Annotated in this window: 20 protein-coding genes; 6 read left to right on the top strand and 14 right to left on the bottom strand. The window is 62.7% G+C overall.

The window, feature by feature from the left end:
* Positions 1-13: 13 nt before the first annotated feature.
* Both ABCW43_RS07165 and ABCW43_RS07160 read right to left on the bottom strand, forming a co-directional pair.
* Complete coding sequence (locus tag ABCW43_RS07165) at positions 14-1,258, bottom strand: class I SAM-dependent RNA methyltransferase (protein ID WP_345922745.1); 1,245 nt, start codon at positions 1,256-1,258, stop codon at positions 14-16.
* Positions 1,255-2,019, bottom strand: coding sequence for a TlyA family RNA methyltransferase (locus ABCW43_RS07160; protein ID WP_345922744.1), 765 nt, complete (start codon positions 2,017-2,019; stop codon positions 1,255-1,257). Before ABCW43_RS07160 ends, ABCW43_RS07165 begins: the two co-directional genes overlap by 4 nt.
* Before the next feature lie 153 nt (positions 2,020-2,172).
* Here ABCW43_RS07160 and ABCW43_RS07155 point away from each other — a divergent pair, with 153 nt between their 5' ends.
* The 5 genes from ABCW43_RS07155 to ABCW43_RS07135 all read left to right on the top strand — a co-directional run bounded on the left by ABCW43_RS07155 (position 2,173) and on the right by ABCW43_RS07135 (position 7,624).
* On the top strand, positions 2,173-4,113 hold the full coding sequence (locus ABCW43_RS07155; protein ID WP_345922743.1) for a methyl-accepting chemotaxis protein: 1,941 nt from the start codon (positions 2,173-2,175) through the stop codon (positions 4,111-4,113).
* A 122-nt stretch (positions 4,114-4,235) separates the two neighbouring features.
* Positions 4,236-5,231: a DUF4424 domain-containing protein gene (locus tag ABCW43_RS07150; protein WP_345922742.1), complete on the top strand. Its 996-nt coding sequence runs from the start codon at positions 4,236-4,238 to the stop codon at positions 5,229-5,231.
* 121 nt (positions 5,232-5,352) lie between these two features.
* Positions 5,353-5,946, top strand: coding sequence for a cytochrome b (locus tag ABCW43_RS07145; RefSeq protein ID WP_345922741.1), 594 nt, complete (start codon positions 5,353-5,355; stop codon positions 5,944-5,946).
* Positions 5,943-6,530, top strand: a complete 588-nt coding sequence (locus ABCW43_RS07140) for a YceI family protein (RefSeq protein ID WP_345922740.1) — start codon at positions 5,943-5,945, stop codon at positions 6,528-6,530. Before ABCW43_RS07145 ends, ABCW43_RS07140 begins: the two co-directional genes overlap by 4 nt.
* 254 nt (positions 6,531-6,784) lie before the next feature.
* Positions 6,785-7,624, top strand: coding sequence for a 2OG-Fe(II) oxygenase (locus ABCW43_RS07135; protein ID WP_345922739.1), 840 nt, complete (start codon positions 6,785-6,787; stop codon positions 7,622-7,624).
* Positions 7,625-7,648: 24 nt separating this feature from the next.
* Here the strand turns inward: ABCW43_RS07135 and dxs are convergent, their stop codons facing one another.
* The 9 genes from dxs to ABCW43_RS07090 all read right to left on the bottom strand — a co-directional run bounded on the left by dxs (position 7,649) and on the right by ABCW43_RS07090 (position 16,270).
* Positions 7,649-9,568, bottom strand: coding sequence for a 1-deoxy-D-xylulose-5-phosphate synthase (gene dxs / locus ABCW43_RS07130; protein WP_345922738.1), 1,920 nt, complete (start codon positions 9,566-9,568; stop codon positions 7,649-7,651).
* A 101-nt stretch (positions 9,569-9,669) separates the two neighbouring features.
* Positions 9,670-10,593 carry a pirin family protein gene (locus ABCW43_RS07125; protein WP_345922737.1) on the bottom strand — a complete coding sequence of 308 codons (924 nt, stop codon included), beginning with the start codon at positions 10,591-10,593 and terminating at the stop codon, positions 9,670-9,672.
* A gap of 11 nt (positions 10,594-10,604) precedes the next feature.
* Positions 10,605-10,973 (bottom strand): HepT-like ribonuclease domain-containing protein, encoded by a 369-nt coding sequence (locus ABCW43_RS07120; RefSeq protein ID WP_345922736.1) that lies wholly within the window; start codon positions 10,971-10,973, stop codon positions 10,605-10,607.
* Positions 10,957-11,268 carry a nucleotidyltransferase family protein gene (locus ABCW43_RS07115; RefSeq protein WP_345922735.1) on the bottom strand — a complete coding sequence of 104 codons (312 nt, stop codon included), beginning with the start codon at positions 11,266-11,268 and terminating at the stop codon, positions 10,957-10,959. Before ABCW43_RS07115 ends, ABCW43_RS07120 begins: the two co-directional genes overlap by 17 nt.
* 40 nt (positions 11,269-11,308) lie before the next feature.
* Positions 11,309-11,668: a DUF1850 domain-containing protein gene (locus tag ABCW43_RS07110; RefSeq protein WP_345922734.1), complete on the bottom strand. Its 360-nt coding sequence runs from the start codon at positions 11,666-11,668 to the stop codon at positions 11,309-11,311.
* 10 nt (positions 11,669-11,678) lie between these two features.
* Positions 11,679-13,787 (bottom strand): TRAP transporter permease, encoded by a 2,109-nt coding sequence (locus ABCW43_RS07105; RefSeq protein ID WP_345922733.1) that lies wholly within the window; start codon positions 13,785-13,787, stop codon positions 11,679-11,681.
* Positions 13,788-13,982: 195 nt separating this feature from the next.
* Positions 13,983-14,918, bottom strand: a complete 936-nt coding sequence (locus ABCW43_RS07100; RefSeq protein ID WP_345923394.1) for a TAXI family TRAP transporter solute-binding subunit — start codon at positions 14,916-14,918, stop codon at positions 13,983-13,985.
* 161 nt (positions 14,919-15,079) lie between these two features.
* On the bottom strand, positions 15,080-15,334 hold the full coding sequence (locus ABCW43_RS07095) for an exodeoxyribonuclease VII small subunit (RefSeq protein WP_037084325.1): 255 nt from the start codon (positions 15,332-15,334) through the stop codon (positions 15,080-15,082).
* Positions 15,335-15,337: 3 nt separating this feature from the next.
* Complete coding sequence (locus ABCW43_RS07090) at positions 15,338-16,270, bottom strand: histone deacetylase family protein (RefSeq protein WP_345922732.1); 933 nt, start codon at positions 16,268-16,270, stop codon at positions 15,338-15,340.
* A gap of 119 nt (positions 16,271-16,389) precedes the next feature.
* Between ABCW43_RS07090 and ABCW43_RS07085 the strand changes: the two genes are divergently transcribed.
* Positions 16,390-16,815: an acyl-CoA thioesterase gene (locus ABCW43_RS07085; protein ID WP_345922731.1), complete on the top strand. Its 426-nt coding sequence runs from the start codon at positions 16,390-16,392 to the stop codon at positions 16,813-16,815.
* Between the two features lie 13 nt (positions 16,816-16,828).
* Here ABCW43_RS07085 and ABCW43_RS07080 read toward each other — a convergent pair whose 3' ends face one another.
* Genes ABCW43_RS07080 through ABCW43_RS07070 form a run of 3 tightly spaced genes read right to left on the bottom strand, consistent with a single transcriptional unit; the run spans position 16,829 to position 18,702 of the window.
* The gene (locus ABCW43_RS07080; protein ID WP_345922730.1) at positions 16,829-17,392 is read right to left on the bottom strand and encodes a biotin transporter BioY; all 564 of its coding nucleotides are present in this window, start codon (positions 17,390-17,392) and stop codon (positions 16,829-16,831) included.
* A 30-nt stretch (positions 17,393-17,422) separates the two neighbouring features.
* Positions 17,423-18,028 carry an energy-coupling factor transporter transmembrane component T family protein gene (locus ABCW43_RS07075; protein ID WP_345922729.1) on the bottom strand — a complete coding sequence of 202 codons (606 nt, stop codon included), beginning with the start codon at positions 18,026-18,028 and terminating at the stop codon, positions 17,423-17,425.
* Positions 18,025-18,702 carry an energy-coupling factor ABC transporter ATP-binding protein gene (locus ABCW43_RS07070; RefSeq protein WP_345922728.1) on the bottom strand — a complete coding sequence of 226 codons (678 nt, stop codon included), beginning with the start codon at positions 18,700-18,702 and terminating at the stop codon, positions 18,025-18,027. The genes ABCW43_RS07075 and ABCW43_RS07070 overlap by 4 nt, the downstream gene beginning before the upstream one ends.
* Between the last annotated feature and the right edge of the window lie 74 nt (positions 18,703-18,776).

The raw sequence follows: 18,776 nt of genomic DNA, 5'->3' as shown, positions 1-18,776 counted from the left end.
CGTGCGAGGCGCCCTATTTTCGCAGCAGGGCCACCGCTTCCACATGTGGCGACCAGAGAAACTGGTCGATCGGCGTGACGGCCTTGATCTCGTACCCGCCATCGACAAGAATTCTGAGGTCGCGGGCGAGCGTCAGCGGGTTGCAGCTGACCGCAACGACCGTCTTGACGCTCGAACGGGCGAGATCCTGCATCTGGACTTCGGCGCCGGCGCGCGGCGGATCGAAGACGACGGCGTCGTAGTTCTTCAGTTCGGACACCATCATCGGCCGGCGGAACAGGTCGCGCTTCTCCACTGACACGGGCTTCAGTCCCTGCGTGTTGCGGGCTGCGTGATCGAGCGCTCTGACCGACTTCTCGTCGCCTTCGACCGCATGCACCTTGGCGATGCGGGCAAGCCTCAGCGAAAACGTGCCGGAACCGGCAAACAGGTCGATCACGCGCTTGGCCTTGCCGACATGCGAGAGCACCAGTTCGGCCATCGCGTCTTCTGCCGGTTTCGTCGCCTGGGTAAAGGCGCCGGGCGGCGGGGAGACCTTGACGCCGCCGAAATCCACCAGCGGCTTCTGCAGTTCGATGACGATCTCGCCATTGGCAGAAACCCGCGCGATGTTTTTCAGCGCCAGCACGGTCTCGGTGACCAGCCGTCGCTGCTTGTCGTCGAGCGGCTTCAGCCCCTCCGCGGCAAGGTCGAGGCCGGCAAGCGTTTCGAGAACCGCGATGCGGAATGTCTCCGAGCCGGTCGCCAGCGCCTTGCCCACCGCGCGGATGGCCTCGAGCCGGGCAACGATGCCCGGTGAGGCGATCGGACATTCCACGATCGAGACGATATGGTTGGTCTCGGCGCGGTTGAAGCCGAGCAGGAATTCCTTCTCGGTCCTGCGGGCGGAAAATACCACCCGACGACGCTCTCCGGGATGCGCGATCACCAGTTCCCCGACCTCGGGCGTCAGGCCCTTGGATTTCAGCGCTTCGACGACGAGATTGCGCTTGAAGGCGTGGTAGGGCGCGTCCGCCAGATGCTGCAGCGAACAGCCGCCACAGGCGTCGCTGTCCGGTCCGAAGTGGCGACAGGCCGGTGTCACCCGGTCCGGCGAGGGATTGGAGGTCGACATGACCGTGCCATGGTCGCCGTTCCGGGCGATCGCCAGCGTTTCGCCGGGCAGCGCATAGGGCACGTAGACGGGGCCGTCTTCGCCGTTGGCGATGCCGTGTCCCTGGGCGCCGAGCCGATTGATCGTGACGGTGACCGTGCTCATGAGGGTTCACCGGGCTTGCGGCCTGCGAGCAGGTATTCCTGGTTGCCGTCGCCGCCGGCTATCGGGGAAGGGATCAGTCCGAGGCTCACCCAGCCCATCTCTTCGACCAGCCAGCGTTCGAGCTCGGCCGCCACCTGCGGCGCCGTCTCCGGCTCCTTCAGCAGGCCGGCCTTGCTGATCGCATCGCGTCCGGCCTCGAATTGCGGCTTGACCAGCAGCACGCAATGCGCGCCGGGCTCGGCAAGATCGAGGGCCGGCGCCAGCGCCAGCTTCAGGGAAATGAACGAGACGTCGGAAACGATGAAGGTGATCTCGCGGTCGTCGTAATCCTCGGCGGTCAGATAACGGGCGTTGAGGCCTTCGATATTGGTGACGCGCGGCTCGGCGAGCAGCCGCGGATGCATCTGCCCGTGGCCGACGTCGATCGAGGTGACATGCTCTGCGCCGCGCATGATCAGCACCTCGGTAAAGCCGCCGGTCGAGGCGCCGATATCGAGACAGTCATGGCCGGCCGGGTCGAGCTTGAAGTGATCGAGTGCCGCGACGAGCTTCAGCGCCGCGCGTGACACGTAATCCTGCGCCGGGTCGTCGATGGTGAGTTTCGCGTCGGGCGGGAAGGTGAGGCTCGGTTTGGTGACGACACGGCCGTTGACGGTGACGGTGCCGCGGGCGATCGCGTCGCGCGCACGGGCCCGGCTCGCGACGAGATTGAGCGAGACGAGAAGCTGGTCGAGGCGTTGGTTTTCGGGAGTTGAGGACATGGACGCAGTCAATGCCTGCCTATCGCCTTGCTTGCAAGGGGCTTGATCCACGAAAACTCTCGGCCGCGTTCAATCAAATTTTAATCATGTTGGGATTCTCTCCAGGCTGGAGGAGATGTCCAATGCTGTTTCAACCGAGAGCGGAAGCCACTGATGTCGCTTAAAAACCTATCCCTGAACAAGAAGCTGATCATCACCTTTGCGGCGTTGATGTCGGTCTGTCTGCTGGCATCCGCCGGCGTTTATTGGCAGGCGCTGAAATCGAGTCGGTCTTCCGCTCAGCAGGTCGTCTCCCAGACTATCCTGATGCATGTGGACGCGGCGCTCGAAGCCATGCTGGAACAGGCCGTCAATCAGCGCGGCTTCCTGCTCTTCAAGAGCGACAGCACCTATGCGGACGTCTTCAACAACCGCGAGAAGATGATTGCGGCGATCGACGCTGCCAAGAAGGCCGCTGTCGGCATGCCGGATATGCTGGCTTCGCTCGATGCGATGCGGGCCGCAGCCGATGTCTTCCACACCCAGCTCACCGTTCCGCAGCTCGATGCGCGCAAGAACACCAGCAAGCCGATCGATGAAGTCATCGAGATCGGCCGCAACCAGTCGAAGGGCCAGCTTGACGTCTTCCGCGAGGCTGCCGCGAAGATCAAGAAGCAGGCTTTCGACCTCTCCACCGCCATGGTCAAAACCCAGACCAGCGCCCACACCGACCTGTTGCTGACGCTTCTCTTCGGCGGCGGCATTGCCGGCCTGATCGCGGTTGCCCTGGTGCTTGCCCTGTCGCGCGCCATCGTCAAGCCGATCGTCGGCATGACGGATGCCATGACCAGCCTTGCAGGCGGCAATCACGACATCGAGGTTCCGGCTCTCGAACGCGGCGACGAAGTCGGCCGCATGGCCAAGGCCGTCACGGTCTTCAAGGATGCGGCGATCGAGAAGCAGCGTCTGGCCCGCGATGCCGACATGCTGCGCGACACCAGCGAGCGCGAACGTCTCGACAACGACGCCCAGAAGGCACGCGAAGCCGCCAATATCGAATTTGCGATCGACGCGCTTGCCACCGGCCTTGCAAGCCTTGCCGACGGCGATGTCGCCTACCGCATCGAAAAGCCCTTCTCCGGCAATCTCGACCGGCTGCGCACCGACTTCAACCAGGCACTCGGCCGCCTCCAGGCAGCCCTCCAGGCGGTCGGCGAGAACGCGTCGGCGATCAGCTCCGGCGCCGGCGAAATCCGCTCCGCGGCCGACGATCTCGGCCGCCGCACCGAACAGCAGGCCGCAGCCGTCGAAGAGACAGCCGCCGCGCTCGAACAGGTGACGACGACGGTGAAGGAATCGGCCCGCCGTGCAGAAGACGTCGGCCAGCGCGTCGAGCGTACCCGTATTGGTGCCGAGAAATCGGGCGAGGTGGTCCGCCGCGCGGTCTCTGCGATGGAGCAGATCTCGAAGTCGTCCGGCGAGATCAGCAATATCATCTCGGTCATCGACGACATCGCCTTCCAGACCAACCTGCTCGCGCTCAATGCGGGCGTTGAGGCGGCCCGTGCCGGCGAAGCGGGCAAGGGTTTCGCGGTCGTCGCACAGGAAGTCCGCGAGCTCGCCCAGCGCTCCGCCAATGCGGCAAAGGAGATCAAGGCGTTGATCACCACCTCCAGCCAGCAGGTGGATGCGGGCGTTGCCCTGGTCGGCGAGACCGGCCAGGCGCTGGAAGCGATCGTCGGTGAGGTGCAGCAGATCAACCAGCACCTCTCCGCCATCGTCATTTCCACCCGCGAGCAGTCGACTGGCCTCCAGGAGATCAACACTTCGGTCAACGCAATGGACCAGGGCACGCAGCAGAACGCCGCCATGGTCGAAGAGCAGAACGCGGCAAGCCACAAGCTTGCCCAGGAAGCCCAGGCGTTGGATGCCCTGCTGAGGCAGTTCAACTTCGGCGGTACGCCGGCGGCCCGGATCTCTCGTCCGGTCGCGGCCCCGTCCGCAGCCCGTCCCGTGGCATCGCCGGCAAACGCCCTGCGTTCCACTGTCGCCCGCGCCTTTTCCGGCAAGACGGCGAGCGCTGCGGCCGTGAAGGAAGAGTGGTCGGAATTCTGATCCCTCCATATGGCTCGATCTCAGAGGCAGGCCGGAAGACCATCCGGCCTGCCTTCTCTGTTTCAGCATTTGCGTCTATCGTCCGGCGGCCGGAAAGACGGCGACGAACCGGAGGGACGGAAATGCGGTGGACCTTGCTGATCGGCGGGCTTTTGCTTGTCTCGAACCCGGTATTCGCCAACGATTCCATGGCGGAGCTGAAGACGGGCGGGCTGATCTACGTTCAGACCTCCGATGTCACCATGGCCGAGGAGCAACTCTACATTTCCCGCGAGGAAGTGCTGGTCGATTACGTCTTCAAGAACACCAGCGACAAGGACGTCGAAAGCGTCATCGCCTTCCCGATGCCGGATATCACCGGCAGCATGGACAGCAATATCGCGCTCGACGATACCGACGCCGACAATTTCCTTGGCTTTTCGGTCGTGCAGGACAGCCGGCAGATCAAGCCGGACCTGCAGCAGCGGGTGCTGGCGGCCGGCGTCGACCGCACCGACGAGCTCGTGACGCGCAACATTCCGCTTCTCCCCTACAGCGACCGGACGCTCGCCGCGCTCAAGGCCCTGCCCGAGGAGGTGAAGACGGCCTGGATCGCCGAAGGGCTGGTGTTCGTCAACCGCTACGACGCCGGCAAGGGCTGGCAGGAGGATCTGACGCCCGCCTGGACGCTGCGCTCGGTCTATTGGTGGAAGACCAAGTTCCCGGCCGGCAAGCCCGTCCGCGTCAGTCATCGCTACAAGCCGAGCGTCGGCGGCACTGTCGCCATGACCTTCATCGACCAGGGCAAGCCGGCGACGAACTATAAGGACTATGCCGAGCGCTACTGCATCGACGCCGCCTTCATGAAGACCGCCGCAAAGCTCGAAGCGGCGGCTGGGAAAAACGGTCCGAACTACACCGAGCAATGGGTGTCGTATATCCTCACCACCGGCGCCAACTGGGGCGGCTCGATCGGCAAGTTCAAGCTGACGATCGACAAGGGCAGGGCGCAGGACTACGTCAGCTTCTGCGGCAACGGCATCAAGAAGGTCGGCCCCACGACCTTCGAGATGACTGCCGACGACTTCTATCCGGAAAAGGACTTGAATATCCTGTTCCTGACGGCTGCTGACCAGTAACGGCGGCACAAATCCCTATTCAATAATATTGAATGACCGTGATCGCGGCGGCGCTTGCCGGTCGGGTTGGAAAGTACGATGTTTCCGCTTGTGAATTGCCAAGGAATTCCGGAAACATCCCATGCCGCGTCGCTCCGCCGATGGTTATGATCTTGTCGCGATCGTTCTGCACTGGCTGATCGCGATGCTGATCCTCGGCCTGCTGGCCCTCGGCTTTGTCATGACCCGCCGATCGATCGATCCCGCCCTGCAGTTCTCGCTCTTCCAGTGGCACAAGTCCTTCGGCATGCTGGCACTGCTGCTGGCCGCCGTGAGGCTGGTTCGTTCGCTGACCGCCATGCGCGTGAAGCCCGTGGAAAGTCTGAGTGCCCTGGAACGTCGCTCGGCCCATGTGATGCACTATCTGCTGCTGACCTTGGCGGTGGTGGTGCCGGTGGCCGGCTGGATGATCGCTTCCGTATCGCCGCTCGAAATTCCCACCTTCGCGTTCAACCTCGTCGTCATTCCGCATCTTCCGGTGCCGAAGTCGGAAGCCGCCGAGGCGTGGTGGACGACCGTCCATGCGGTTCTCGCCTATTCGACGCTGGCACTCGTTTTCCTGCATTCCGCCGCCGCACTCTACCACCACTATGCCAGACACGACGACGTGCTCGCCCGCATGCTCGGCAGCCGGCGCCGCACCGTCAAAACGTCAATCCAGGAGCCGGGACCATGACCCGCAAGACAACAGTCATCGCAGCGATACTGCTCGCCATGTCGCTTCCGCAGGCCGGCTTTTCGGCGGTCGACGTCCCCAGTCTCACGGAGGCGGCGGGGCGTTATGCCATCACGTCCGGCTCCCGCATCGCCTTCGCCGTCGACCAGGTCGGCGGCGGCGGCATCAAGGGCAAGTTCGGCAAGTTTTCGGGCACGTTCAACCTGAAAGCCGGCGATCTCACCCATTCAATGGTGAATTTCGACCTGAAGCCGGAAAGTGTCAGCACCGGCCAGGACCGCATCGATAACTTCCTGCGCTCCGGCGCCGTCTTTGATTCCGCACATTTCGAGACGATCTCGTTCCGTTCGGAAAGGATCGAACAGACCGGTCCGGACAGTGCCCGCATCACCGGCACGCTGACCGCCAAGGGGCATAGCTCACCCGAAATCTTCGATGTGAAGCTGACCTCCTGGAACGGCCGAAAGATAGGCTTCAACGTCAGCGGCAAGATCTACCGCTCGCGTTACGCCATGGACGTCGGTACGCCGATCTATTCCAATGTCGTTCAGTTCGACATGGTGATCGAGGGCGAGCGGATTTAACGACCGTCCCCTCGATTGGACCCCATTACTTCATTCGACGTAGGAAGATACTGCTTCGGAGCCGTGTTTTGGAAAAGGAATCCCGTGTTGCGACGCACCCTTGCCTGAATTTATTGATTTTAAGTGGGGTTTAAAAACGAGAGGCTTGATTGGAAACCTCTGGAGACTAAGGCTTTTGAAGCATGGTCTTTTGTCATACTTGCGCCGTCCCCAAAATATGACACCCTGGCCGAAGTATAAGTTGGGGAAATGCAATGGCGCATTCGGTATATCCGATTGATGCGGATACTCTTCTGGCAGATGTTGATGCCGCTCGCTCGATGGCCCGGAACTATGCTGAGGCTTACCAATCGGCATCGCCCTATCCGCATATCTGCATCGACAATTTCCTGCCCGAGCAAGTTCTGGAAAACGTCCTGACCGACCTCAAGAACCGTCCCGAAAAGGAGACGACTTTTGCGAGGGCGCAGGAGAACAAGAAGGTCTCCTATGCTCCGGAGCGGCTTCCGACCTACACCAGGAACCTGTTCTATGCGCTGAATTCGCGCCCTTTCATCCTCTTCCTGGAGGAGATGACCGGCATCGAGGGATTGATCCCCGACCCGTTCTTTTTTGGCGCCGGCGTCCACGAGACCGCCAACGGCGGGCATCTCGATATCCATGCGGATTTCAACCTTCATTCCAAGATGAGGGTCGAGCGCCGGCTCAACACGCTGATCTATCTCAACAAGGGCTGGCGGGAGGAGTGGGGCGGTTCGTTCGAAATCTGGGACAAGGAGATGAAGGGCAAGGTGCACAGTTTCACCCCCTTGTTCAACCGCATGGTCACCTTTTCGACCACGTCGGACTCCTTCCACGGCAACCCCAGTGTCGTGAACCATCCGGAAGACAAGACGAGGGACTCGATCGCCCTCTATTATTACACCGCGACCTGGGACGATTCCCGCAAGTCGCATTCGACGCTTTTCAAACCGCGTCCGAATTCGGCGGATAAGAAGGACTATGCCGAAATCCGCCGCGACGTGCTGCGCGATTTCACGCCGCCGCTGCTTTATCGCAAGATCATAGGCCCACTAAGCCGCCTCGGCTTCTAGTCCGGGAGAACCCGACGGATACGCTCAGCCAGCGAAACCGACGCCGATCTGCGGCTGGCCGAGCGTCCTGAAGACGGTCGAAACGATGCCGGCGCGGTCGAGACCGGCCTTCGCATACATTGCATCCGGGCTTGCCTGCTGCATCCAGATGTCCGGCAGCACCAGCGAGCGGATCTTCAGCCCGTTGTCGAGCAGGCCCTCGGTCGCCAGGAACTGCAGAACATGGCTGCCGAAGCCGCCGACCGCACCTTCCTCGATGGTGATGAGCACTTCATGATGGCGGGCGAGCTGGCGGATCAGGTCCTGGTCCAGCGGCTTGGCGAAACGTGCATCCGCGACTGTCGTCGAAAGCCCGGCGGCATCGAGATCCTCGGCCGCCAGCAGGCATTCCTTGAGGCGCGTGCCGAAAGAGAGCAGGGCCACCTTGGCGCCCTGCTTGACCACCCGGCCCCGGCCGATTTCGAGAATTTGGCCGCGTTCCGGCAGTTCTACGCCCACACCTTCGCCGCGCGGATAACGGAAGGAGATCGGGCCTTCGTCATAGGCGGCGGCGGTGCGCACCATGTGCTTCAACTCCGCCTCGTCGGCGGCAGCCATCACCACCATGCCCGGCAGGGTGGCGAGGAAAGCTGTGTCGAACGATCCCGCATGGGTCGGCCCGTCGGCGCCGACGAAACCGGCGCGGTCGATCGGGAAGCGCACCGGCAGGCCCTGGATCGCCACGTCGTGGACGACCTGGTCGTAACCGCGCTGCAGGAAGGTCGAATAGAGGGCGCAGAACGGCTTGTAGCCTTCCGCCGCAAGGCCAGCAGCAAACGTCACCGCATGCTGCTCGGCGATGCCGACATCGAAGGTGCGGGCCGGGAAAACATCCGCCAGCTTGTCGATGCCCGTGCCGTTCGGCATTGCGGCGGTGACGCCGACGATCTTCTCGTCGAGCCCAGCTTCCTGCACCAGCGCCTCGCCGAACACGCTCGTATAGCTCGGTGCGTTCGGCTTCGATTTCGCCTGCGCGCCGGTGATGACGTCGAACTTGTTGACACCATGATATTTGTCGGCGGCGGCTTCTGCCGGCGCATAACCCTTGCCCTTCTGCGTCACCACATGGATCAGCACCGGGCCGCGGGCGTTGTCACGCACGTTGCGGAGTACGGGCAAAAGATGGTCGAAGGAATGACCGTCGATCGGGCCGATATGGTAGAAGCCCATTTCCTCGAACATCGTGCCGCCGGTAACGTACCCGCGCGCATGCTCGACGGCGCGGGTGATCGCCCGGTCGACATTCTTGCCGAGATAGGCGGTCAGTTTCTTGCCGAGGTCGCGAAAACCCATATAGGTGCGGCCGGAGGCGAGACGGGCCAGATAGGCGCTCATCGCGCCGGTCGGCGGGGCGATCGACATGTCGTTGTCGTTCAAGATGACGATCAGCCGCGCGTCGAGCGCGCCGGCATTGTTGAGTGCCTCATAGGCCATGCCGGCCGACATCGCGCCGTCGCCGATGACGGCGATCACGTTGCGCTTCGAGCCGGAGAGATCGGCCGCCACCGCCATGCCGAGGCCCGCGGAGATCGACGTCGAGGAATGTGCGGCGCCGAACGGATCGTATTCGCTTTCGGCCCGGCGGGTGAAGCCGGAAAGCCCGTCCTCCTGGCGCAGCGTGCGAATGCGGTCGCGCCGGCCGGTCAGGATCTTGTGCGGATAACACTGGTGGCCGACATCGAAGATCAGCCTGTCATCCGGCGTGTTGAACACCTTGTGGATGGCGATCGTCAGTTCCACGACGCCAAGGCCGGCACCCAGATGGCCGCCGGTCCGCGACACCGCATCGATCATCTCGTCGCGCAATTCTCGGGCAAGCTGCGGCATGTCGCGGTCTTCGATCTGGCGAAGATCGGCAGGAAGCTTGACCTTGTCGAGCAGTGGCGTGGCGGGGATTGATGTCACGGATGGTGGCCTTTTCTGCTCTTTTCCGGAAGCGTGTTCCTCCCCAAGATGAGAAGAAAGCAGGCTTTTTCAAGTTGCATGACCTCCGGTTCTAACCGATTTCAGGCCGTGGGCAAGGGGACAAACTCCTCCTCGTCCCCCGGCACGATGTCGAAATGGCCGGTGCGCCACTCATCTTTTGCCTTTTCGATACGTTCCTTGGAGGAGGAAACGAAATTCCACCAGATATAGCGCTTGGAGTTCAGCGCCGCCCCGCCGAATAGCATCAGGTGGCAACCCATCGCGCCGGCTTCGAGCGTGATATTGTCGCCAGGCCGGAAGACGAGAAGCTGGTCGGCCGCGAACCGGTCGCCCGACACCACCAGCTCGCCGGAAAGAATGTAGACCGCCCGCTCCTCATGCGCTGCAGCGAACGGGAAGCGTTTGCCCGCTTCCAGGCGGAGATCAACATAGAGCGTGTCGGTAAAGGTCGAGACCGGCGAGCCGAGGCCTTCGAAGGCACCGATCACCACCCGGCCGCTTGCCCCGTCCGCATCGATAACCGGCATGTTCTCCTTGCCCGTATGGGAGAAGGCCGGATCGATCTCCTCCTTGTCGTCAGGCAGGGCCAGCCAGGTCTGCAGGCCGGAGACCGACATGGGGTGGCCGCGCAGGTTTTCCGGGGTGCGTTCCGAATGCACGATGCCGCGACCGGCAGTCATCAGGTTGATGTCGCCCGGCCGGATCACCAGTTCGGTGCCGAGGCTGTCGCGGTGCTTGATCTCGCCGTCGAACAGGTAGGTGACGGTGGAAAGCCCGATATGCGGATGCGGCTTGACGTCGAGCGCCTCGTCGGCGCGCAGCAGCGCCGGCCCCATCCGGTCGAAAAAGATGAACGGTCCCACCAGCCGTCGCTGTCGGCTTGGCAAAGCGCGCCGCACCGAAAACCCGCCAATATCGCTGGTGCGCGGAATGATCAGGTTCTCGATCCCATCGCAGGCAAAGGCGTCGCCTGCGACCGGGTCGTTTCCGGGGAAGAAGGACATGAAGGGACTCGCTACAGTGTTTCCTGGTCTTCGGGATATCGGGCGAGGAATATTTCGAGTTCAAGGAGGAGGGGAGGAAGATGTCGCGTGATGATCGCCCATGTCACATCGTCCAGAACGTCTTCATATTCGTGCCGAAGTATGTTGCCGAAATTCCTGATATCCCGCCAGCTATGCTGGGGCAAAAGGTCTTCGGCCACCGGCCCTAATTTTACCGCCGCCTCTGAGATGCGTGCTAGGCAGCGTTCCGAAGCGTCACGCACCAAGCGGTTCCTCAGGAAACTTTCGAAATCCATTCCTCGGGTATATTCGAGGATGGCCTCACTATTCTCGGCGATATCACGCAGTCGAGTGAGGGGTCGCTTAGTAGGCAACGGCACGATCCCGCTCGACGTTCCGCCGGAGACGCTCCTTGCGCACCGGCTCGGCCACTATGTCTACGTGAGAGGCGCCCGTGATTTCGGCAATGCGTTCCTGCAAGCCTGCCAGCGCACTGAAGTAGCCGAAACCCGATTGTATTACGGGCTCGGAAAATTTGACAAGAATATCGAGATCGGACTCCGTCGTCGCTTCGCCCCTGGCCACCGAGCCAAAGATCGACACATGCTCCGCACCCGCGGCGCGCAGCTCGGCCTCATGTGCCCTCAGCTTGGCGATGACCAGATCCTTGTCCATGCGGGTAATATAGTGGAACCGCCGGATTTGGTCGAGAGCTTCAGGGGCACCTGCTCAGCACGACCGCATCCCCTGCCGTCGCCCCAAGTTCCATACATCCACCCGTATGACACAGCCTCCACCCGCTCGGCGTCAGGCCGGACGCCGCCAGTGAAATGCGTTCCTGCGGTGGCAGCGCCGGGTGCCACACCCACCAGCCATCCTTCAGCACCGCATCCGCCCCGGGCTCCATGCCTGCCCCGGAGCCTTTGACCTCCGCCTGCCGAAGCTCCAGCCCGGTCGGCGTTACCGCCCAGGTCTCCCGCCATTCGGTCTTCTGCACCGAATGGGTCCAGGAGAGCGTGAACATCGAGAGAGCGAGCGCGGTCACCTTGCCGCCCGCCAGGATACAGAGGCTCATTGCCCGGCGCTCATGTCAGCGCCGGTGCGGCCGGCGCATTGCGGTTGCGCCACCAGTGCTGTGCGACAACGACGATGCCGAGGGTCCAGCCGAGTTCGTCGGTCCAGGGAAGCGCAACAACCAGGCTTGCGCCGGCGATCACGGCGAGCAGCCGTTCCCACGCCACCATGCGGGCGAAAAGGAAACCGACCACCGCCGTGCCCCAGAGCGCGATGCCGAAGCAGGCTTTCAGGAAGACGTAGGCGACTTCGACCGGATAACCCCACGCGGCGGCAATCGCACCCGGATCCTGCAGCATCAGCGCCGGCGTATAGACGGCCATGAAGGGCACGACGAAGCCGGCGGTTGCGAGCTTGGTAGCCTCCACGCCGATCTTCAGCCCGGAAGTCTTGGCCATCGGCGCGGCCGCGAAGGCGGCGAGCGCGACCGGCGGGGTCAGATCCGCCATGATGCCGAAATAGAAGACGAACATGTGGCTGACGATCAGCGGAACGCCGAGTTCGAGCAGCGCCGGCCCGGCAAGCGACGAGGTGATGATATAGTTCGGGATTGTCGGGATGCCCATGCCAAGGACCAGGCAGGTGATCATTGTCAGCACCAGCGACAGGAACAGGTTGTGCTCGCCGACACGGATGATTGCGCCGACGAAGGTCGAGGCGATGCCGGTGAGCGTCAGCGTGCCGATGACGATGCCGACGATGGCGCAGGCGATGCCGACCGGCAGCGCGTTCTTGGCGCCCTCCGCCATCGCGTCGCGGCAGATCGCCAGCGTCTCGTGCCCCCCTTTGACGAAGAAGCAGCCGGCGATCAGGGCGAGGATGACGATCGCCAGGAAGTTCACACCGTAACGCAGGAACGAGGCGGCGGCGATGCCGAGCACGACCCAGAAGACGAGGCGGAAGGCAAGCGGGCCGATGCTTGCGGCAAGCGGCATGCCGAGGATCAGCACGATGACCAGCGCCAGGCCCATCGTACCGGCAAAGATCGGCGTATAACCGGCAAACAGCAGGTAGACGAGGGCGGCGAGCGGCAGGATCAGCGGCCAGTGCTCCCTGACTGCAGCCCAGGGGTTCGGCAGGTCGGCCTTGTTCATGCCCTTGAGGCCGGCCTTGCCGGCTTCCAGGAACACCATCCAGAAACAGACACCGAAATAGAGCACGGCCGGGATGATGGCCGCCTTGACGATCTCCGCGTACGAGACGTTGAGCGTCTCGGCCATGATGAAGGCGACCGCACCCATGACCGGCGGCATGATCTGCCCGCCCATCGAGGACGTCGCCTCGACGCCGCCCGCAAAGGCGGAGCGGAAACCGAAACGCTTCATCAGCGGAATGGTGAACTGGCCCGACGCGACGACATTGGCGACGCCGGAGCCGGAAATCGTGCCCATCAGCGCCGAGGACATGACGCAGACCTGCGCCGGTCCGCCGCGCCAGGTGCCAACCAGGCCGAGTGCGAAATCGTTGAACAGAGCCAGCATGCCGGCGCGTTCGAGGAAGGCTGCAAAGACCACGAAGATGAAGATATAGGCCGCCGAGACGTAGATCGGCGTGCCGTAGATACCCTCGGTACCGTAGGCGAAATTCTCGATGATCTGCTCGAAATCGTAGCCGCGATGGATGAACGGGCCGGGGGCGTATTGGCCGAAAAAGCAATAGGCGAGGAATATGGCGGCAATGATCGTCAGCGGCAGGCCCATCAGCCGCCGCGCCGCTTCGAAGACAAGCACGATCAGCACGGCTCCGATGACGAGGTCAGGCGTCGTCAGGAAACCGCTGCGCTGGATGAGGTCGGTATAGAACACCCAATTGTAGATGCCGGTGAGAAAGCCGAGGATGCCGAGCGCCCAGAACCAGATCTTGCCGGCTTTCGTCTTGGCGACGAGATTGCCGATCAGCACGAAACCGAGCAGCAGCAGGAAGCCCACATGCATGGCGCGGACGATCTGGCTCGCAAGCGTGCCATAGGCGGCGGTCCAGAGCTGGAAAAGGGTAAAGGCAAAGGCGATCCAGAAGGCAATCCGCCCGGTGATCCCTTCGCCGAAGCCGGCCGGCAGGCCCTCGATCGGCTCTTCGGCGCTCTGCGAGGTCATCGGGTTTTGCATTGGGGTTTCGGACATTGGTTCTCTCGGCAAGCTCTCTGGTCTGTCGGGAAACCCCCTCTGGCCTGCCGGCCATCTCCCCCACAAGGGGGGAGAAGACCCGCGGCTCTCTCCCGACCAAGTGGGCGTCGGCGGTGCGGCAGGTTAAGCCCCTCCCCCTTGTGGGGAGGGGTTGGGGAGGGGACTTGCAATAGGCACGGTCTGCCTATTGCTTTACTTTATCAACCCAGCTTCCTTGTAATACCGCTCGGCACCCGGATGCAGCGGCACCGGCATGCCTTCGAGCGCCTTTTTCGGGTCGATCGCCTTGGCGGCAGCATGGGCGGCGGAAAGTTTCGGCAGGTTGGAGAACAGCAGCTTGGTCATCTGGTAGACGGTCTCGTCGGATACGCCCGAATGGGTGACCAGGAAGTTGCCGACGGCGGCGGTCTCGACATCGGCGGTCTGGCCCTCATAGGTGCCGGCCGGGATTTTCACAGAGACATAGGGCGCCCCGATCTTGGCGACTTCGGCGGCCGGGATCGCCACGACGTTGATCTTCAGCGAGGTCGCAAGGTCGCGGATCGAGGCGACGCCGAGGCCCGCCGATTGCAGCGTCGCGTCGAGCTGGCGGTTCTTGATGAGTTCGACGGATTCTGCAAACGGCAGGTATTCGGTCTTGCCGAGATCCTTGTAGGACATGCCGGCCGCCGTGAAGATCGCCCGGGCATTGAGCTCGGTACCGGAGGCGGGCGCACCGACCGACAGGCTCTTGCCCTTGAGATCAGCGAGCGTCTTTACGCCGGATTCGGCGCTGGCGACCACCTGGATATAGTTTGGATAAATGGCGGCGATGCCGCGCAGCTTGTCGAGCTTGGCGGGAAAGCCTGCTTCCTTGTTGCCCTTCCAGGCCTCCTGGACCGAATCACCGAGCGAAAAGGCGATCTCGCCGCGCCCGGCCTGCAGCAGGTTGAGGTTTTCGACGGAAGCCTTGGTGGCCTGCACCTGGGTGCGAGCGTCCTTGATCCCCTGTCCGTAGATTTCCGCAAGCGCGACGCCGAGCGGATAGTAGACGCCCGACGTGCCGCCGGTCAGTACGTTGATAAATTCCGCAGCTTTCGCGCCGGCAGCGGAAAATGCCGTCGAGACGGCAAGCGTCGCCACGAACATGAGATTGATTTTACTGGACTTCACGCCGAAGTTCATAATGGCCTCCTCCCAAAGCAACCACGTAGATGGCGGCCATCATGGGGAGGCGCTTCCGGTGCGTCAATCGGTTTGTGACGCATTCCGTGCGAAGGTCGTAAGACTTTGGTTTTAGTCGATGAAGTTCACTCGCCGTCGAGCGGTTCGACGCCCTGCGGCTTGCCGGCGCGGTCGAGGCGGATCTTTTCGATGCGGTTTTCGGCGGCCGTCAGCAGTTTTTCGCAGTGTTTCTTCAGCGCTTCGCCGCGTTCGTAGATGGCGATGGACTCGTCGAGCGCCACGTCACCACGCTCCAGCCGGGCCACGATGCTTTCCAGTTCGGCGACGGCCTTTTCGAAGGAATAGCCGCTCACATCGAGGGTCTCGGTGTTCTCGGTCATCGTTTATCCCTTCATCAGTCTGCAAATGTGCATGCCCGCCGATTCGGCGAGCCCTTCGAGATCATATCCGCCCTCGAGCAGGCTGACGATACGGTGGCCGGCATATTTGCCGGCGATCTCCATCAGCCGGCCGGTCGCCCAGTCGAAATCGTCGCCGACGAGATTGATCTGCGCCAGCGGATCGCGGTGATGCGCGTCGAAGCCGGCCGAGATGATGATGAAATCCGGCCGGAAATTGTCGAGCGCCGGCAGCACGCGGGATTTGAAGGCTTCGCGAAAATATTCGCTGCCGGTGTCGGGCGAAAGCGGGGCGTTGACGACGTTGTTCCTGGTGCCCGTCTCGTCCTTTGCGCCGGTGCCGGGATAAAGCGGCATCTGGTGCGTCGAACAGAACAGCACCGACGGATCCTCCCAGAAGATGTCCTGGGTGCCGTTGCCGTGATGCACGTCCCAATCGACGATCGCGATGCGCTCGAACCCGTATTTCTGCTGTGCATGGCGCGCGGCGATCGCGGCATTGTTGAACAGGCAAAAGCCCATCGCCTTGTCTTTTTCGGCGTGATGACCGGGCGGTCTTGCCGCAACGAAGGCATTGTCCACCTTGCCGGTCGCCACGTCGTCGACGGCCGCCATTGCACCGCCGATGCCGGTCAGCGCCGCCTGAAAGCTCTTCGGCCCCACATAGGTGTCGGCCTCGATCTGGCGGATCGTGTCCTCCTCGGGGATTTCGCGCATGACGGCGCGCAGATGCTCCTCCGGATGCGCGAGCAGGACCGCATCCTCGTTCGCTTGGGGAGCGTCCTTGCGGTCGAGCCTGGCGAAATTCGGATGCTCCAGCGCGATCGCCAGCGACCGCAGCCGGTCCGCCCGTTCGGGATGTCCCTCGGGCGTGCTGTGTTCGAGGAAGATCTTGTGTTCGTAAAGGCGCGTGGTCATGCGGCGGCCTCGTGAGGGTCAGTCCGGTCTGGACCTTTCCGACATGGCGCAGAAAGCTGACTTTTTCAAGCCGCAACCCCTTGCTCTTACGCTTGTTTAGCTTGAAAGAATGGTCTTACATGATTGGGTGCAACCCAGAGGGTATCGTGGCCAGAGAGTCAGTCAAATCTCAGGAATTCCGGGTTCCTTTCCGGGATGTCGACATGAACGGGGAGATGTTCCGGTCATCCTATGTCGTGCGGGCGGAAGAAGCCGTCACGGAATTCTGGCGTCGCCGCAAGCCGCAAAAGGACGATCCGTTCTTCAGGATCGGCAAGATTACCTGCACGTTCCATTCGGCCTTGAGGCTTGGGGACGTCGTGCACACACATATCGGCGTCAGCAAGATCGGCGGAAAGTCCGCCGGCTTCCTGGTGCATATGCTGCGGGGCAATGAGGCCGTCGCGGAAGCCGAAATCGTCTGGATGACCTGCGACCCTGAAAGCATGGAGCCGGTGCCGCTTCCCGAAGACCTGCGCGACTGGCTCTACCAGTTCCTGGATTGATTGAGACGGTTGATCAGGCCCGGTGCGGCAGCAGCGGGTAACCGACCATCACGGCACGCCCTGCAAGTGCCGCGATCATCGCCTTCAGCACATCGCCCGGAACGAAGGACAGGTCGCCGATAAAGGCGGTCGCAAGCCCGGTGCCCGTGATATAGGCAAGGTAGAAGATGCCGAGCGCATGGTCGACAACCACGCCGCCAAGCAGGGCCGCGAGGAAAAAGCCGGTGATCTGCACGATGCCGGCCTGCGACCGGTCGACGAAGCGCTCGGAGCAATAGCCGGTGACGACGGCCGCGAAGAACCAGCCGACGAGGTAACCGGCGGTCGGCGAGGCAAAGGTGGCAAGGCCGCCGCGTCCGCCCGACAGCACCGGCAGGCCGATAGCGACGAGCAGCAGGACCAGAAGCACTGCGAAACCGCCGCGCCTGGCGCCGAGGATCACGCCCGCCAGCATGACGCCCAGCGATTGCGCCGTGATCGGCACCGGAATGAAGCCGAGCATGATCGGCGGCACGAGACCGAGCGCCACGATAATGGCGGCGAAAAGGGCGGCCAGAACGAGATCACGGGTGGTCATGCTATGCGAATCCTCAAGTCTTTATGTGGGTTATTTCTGCGCCCGGACGCCGCGTGCGTCAATGGCGGCGGCGATCTCGTCGGCGTTTTTGAGTGTCAGGATGATCAGAGGCACCGCCAGCGTCAGCGGCCGGACCTTCAGCCCGCGGGCGCGATGCGCATCCCGGATGGCCTGATAGCGGCCGAGAATCTCCGGCACGAAACGGATGACCAGACCGATCGAAAGCCCGATATCTGCAGCCCTGACGAGCCCCAGGCGTTCAAGCGGCATGGCAAGCCGGGTGATCTCGTCGATGAAATCGCCGGTGCTCGTCGTCGCCGTCACCGCCGCGGCGAAGACGGCAAGCGCCGTCAGCCGCGTGACGACGATCAATGCGTCGTGCCACCCGTTGAAGACCAGTGTGAACAGCGCCACCACCACGATGGTCAGCAGGATCGGCCGCAGTCGCAGCCAGGATTGGCGCCACCCGAGCCGAAGCGAAGCGTAGACGATGCCGCCGAGCGCGGCCGCGACGGAAAGAATGGCCGGCGAATGAATAAGGAAAAGGACGAGGCTGACCACGGCGAGACCGAGAAGTTTCGTCCGCGGCGAAAGCCGGTGTAGAAACGTGTCGCCTTCCACATAGAGCGTCTTCATGCCGCAAGCTCGCGGTAACGGGCGATGACCTCCGCCGGCGCGCCGTCATCGGCGAGGCGGCCTTCGTGGAAGCACAGAACCCGGTCGAAATCGGCGATAAGGCCGAGATCGTGGCTGATGACGATGACGTTTTCGTCGAGCCCGTGGATCGTGCGCTCCACCAGGCCGCGGTTTCTCAGATCGAGCTGGTTTGTGGGCTCGTCCATGATCAGGATGTCCGGCCGGGTGACCAGGACCGAGGCAAGTGCTGCGAGCTGCAACTCGCCGCCGGAAAGCTCGTGCGCACGCCGCTCACCGAGATGAGCGATGCCGAAACGCGCAAGCACGGCATCAATCGCGTCATCCGTTTCCGCCTTCGAGAGCTTTCGGCTTTTCAGCCCGAGCGCGATGTCTTCCTTCAGGATCGGCAGGATGATCTGGTTCTGCGGGTTCTGGAAGATGAAGCCGGCCTGGCCGCGCACCTTGTCGCCGTCCTTGACCGTATCGAACCCGTTGACGGTCACCAGGCCGGCGGCCGGCAGCACCAGCCCGTTGATCATCCGCGCGAAGGTCGTCTTGCCGGAACCGTTGAGGCCGATCACGCCGATCCGGCGCTCGGTCAATGACAGCGTCAGCGGCTGGACGACGGTGCGTCCCTCGAAACGCGCTTCTGCCTGTTCGAAACGGATATCCAAGCCTGTCCCTCGATGGTGAGCCGTCTATAGACCGGAAGATGGGGAAGGGGAATGCGGAACCGAACGTGAACATT

The organism is Neorhizobium tunisiense (assembly GCF_039631515.1).
Classification (GTDB): domain Bacteria; phylum Pseudomonadota; class Alphaproteobacteria; order Rhizobiales; family Rhizobiaceae; genus Neorhizobium.
The sequence above is the reverse complement of the archived record's forward strand: the minus strand, read 5'-3'. Positions and strand labels throughout refer to the sequence as shown.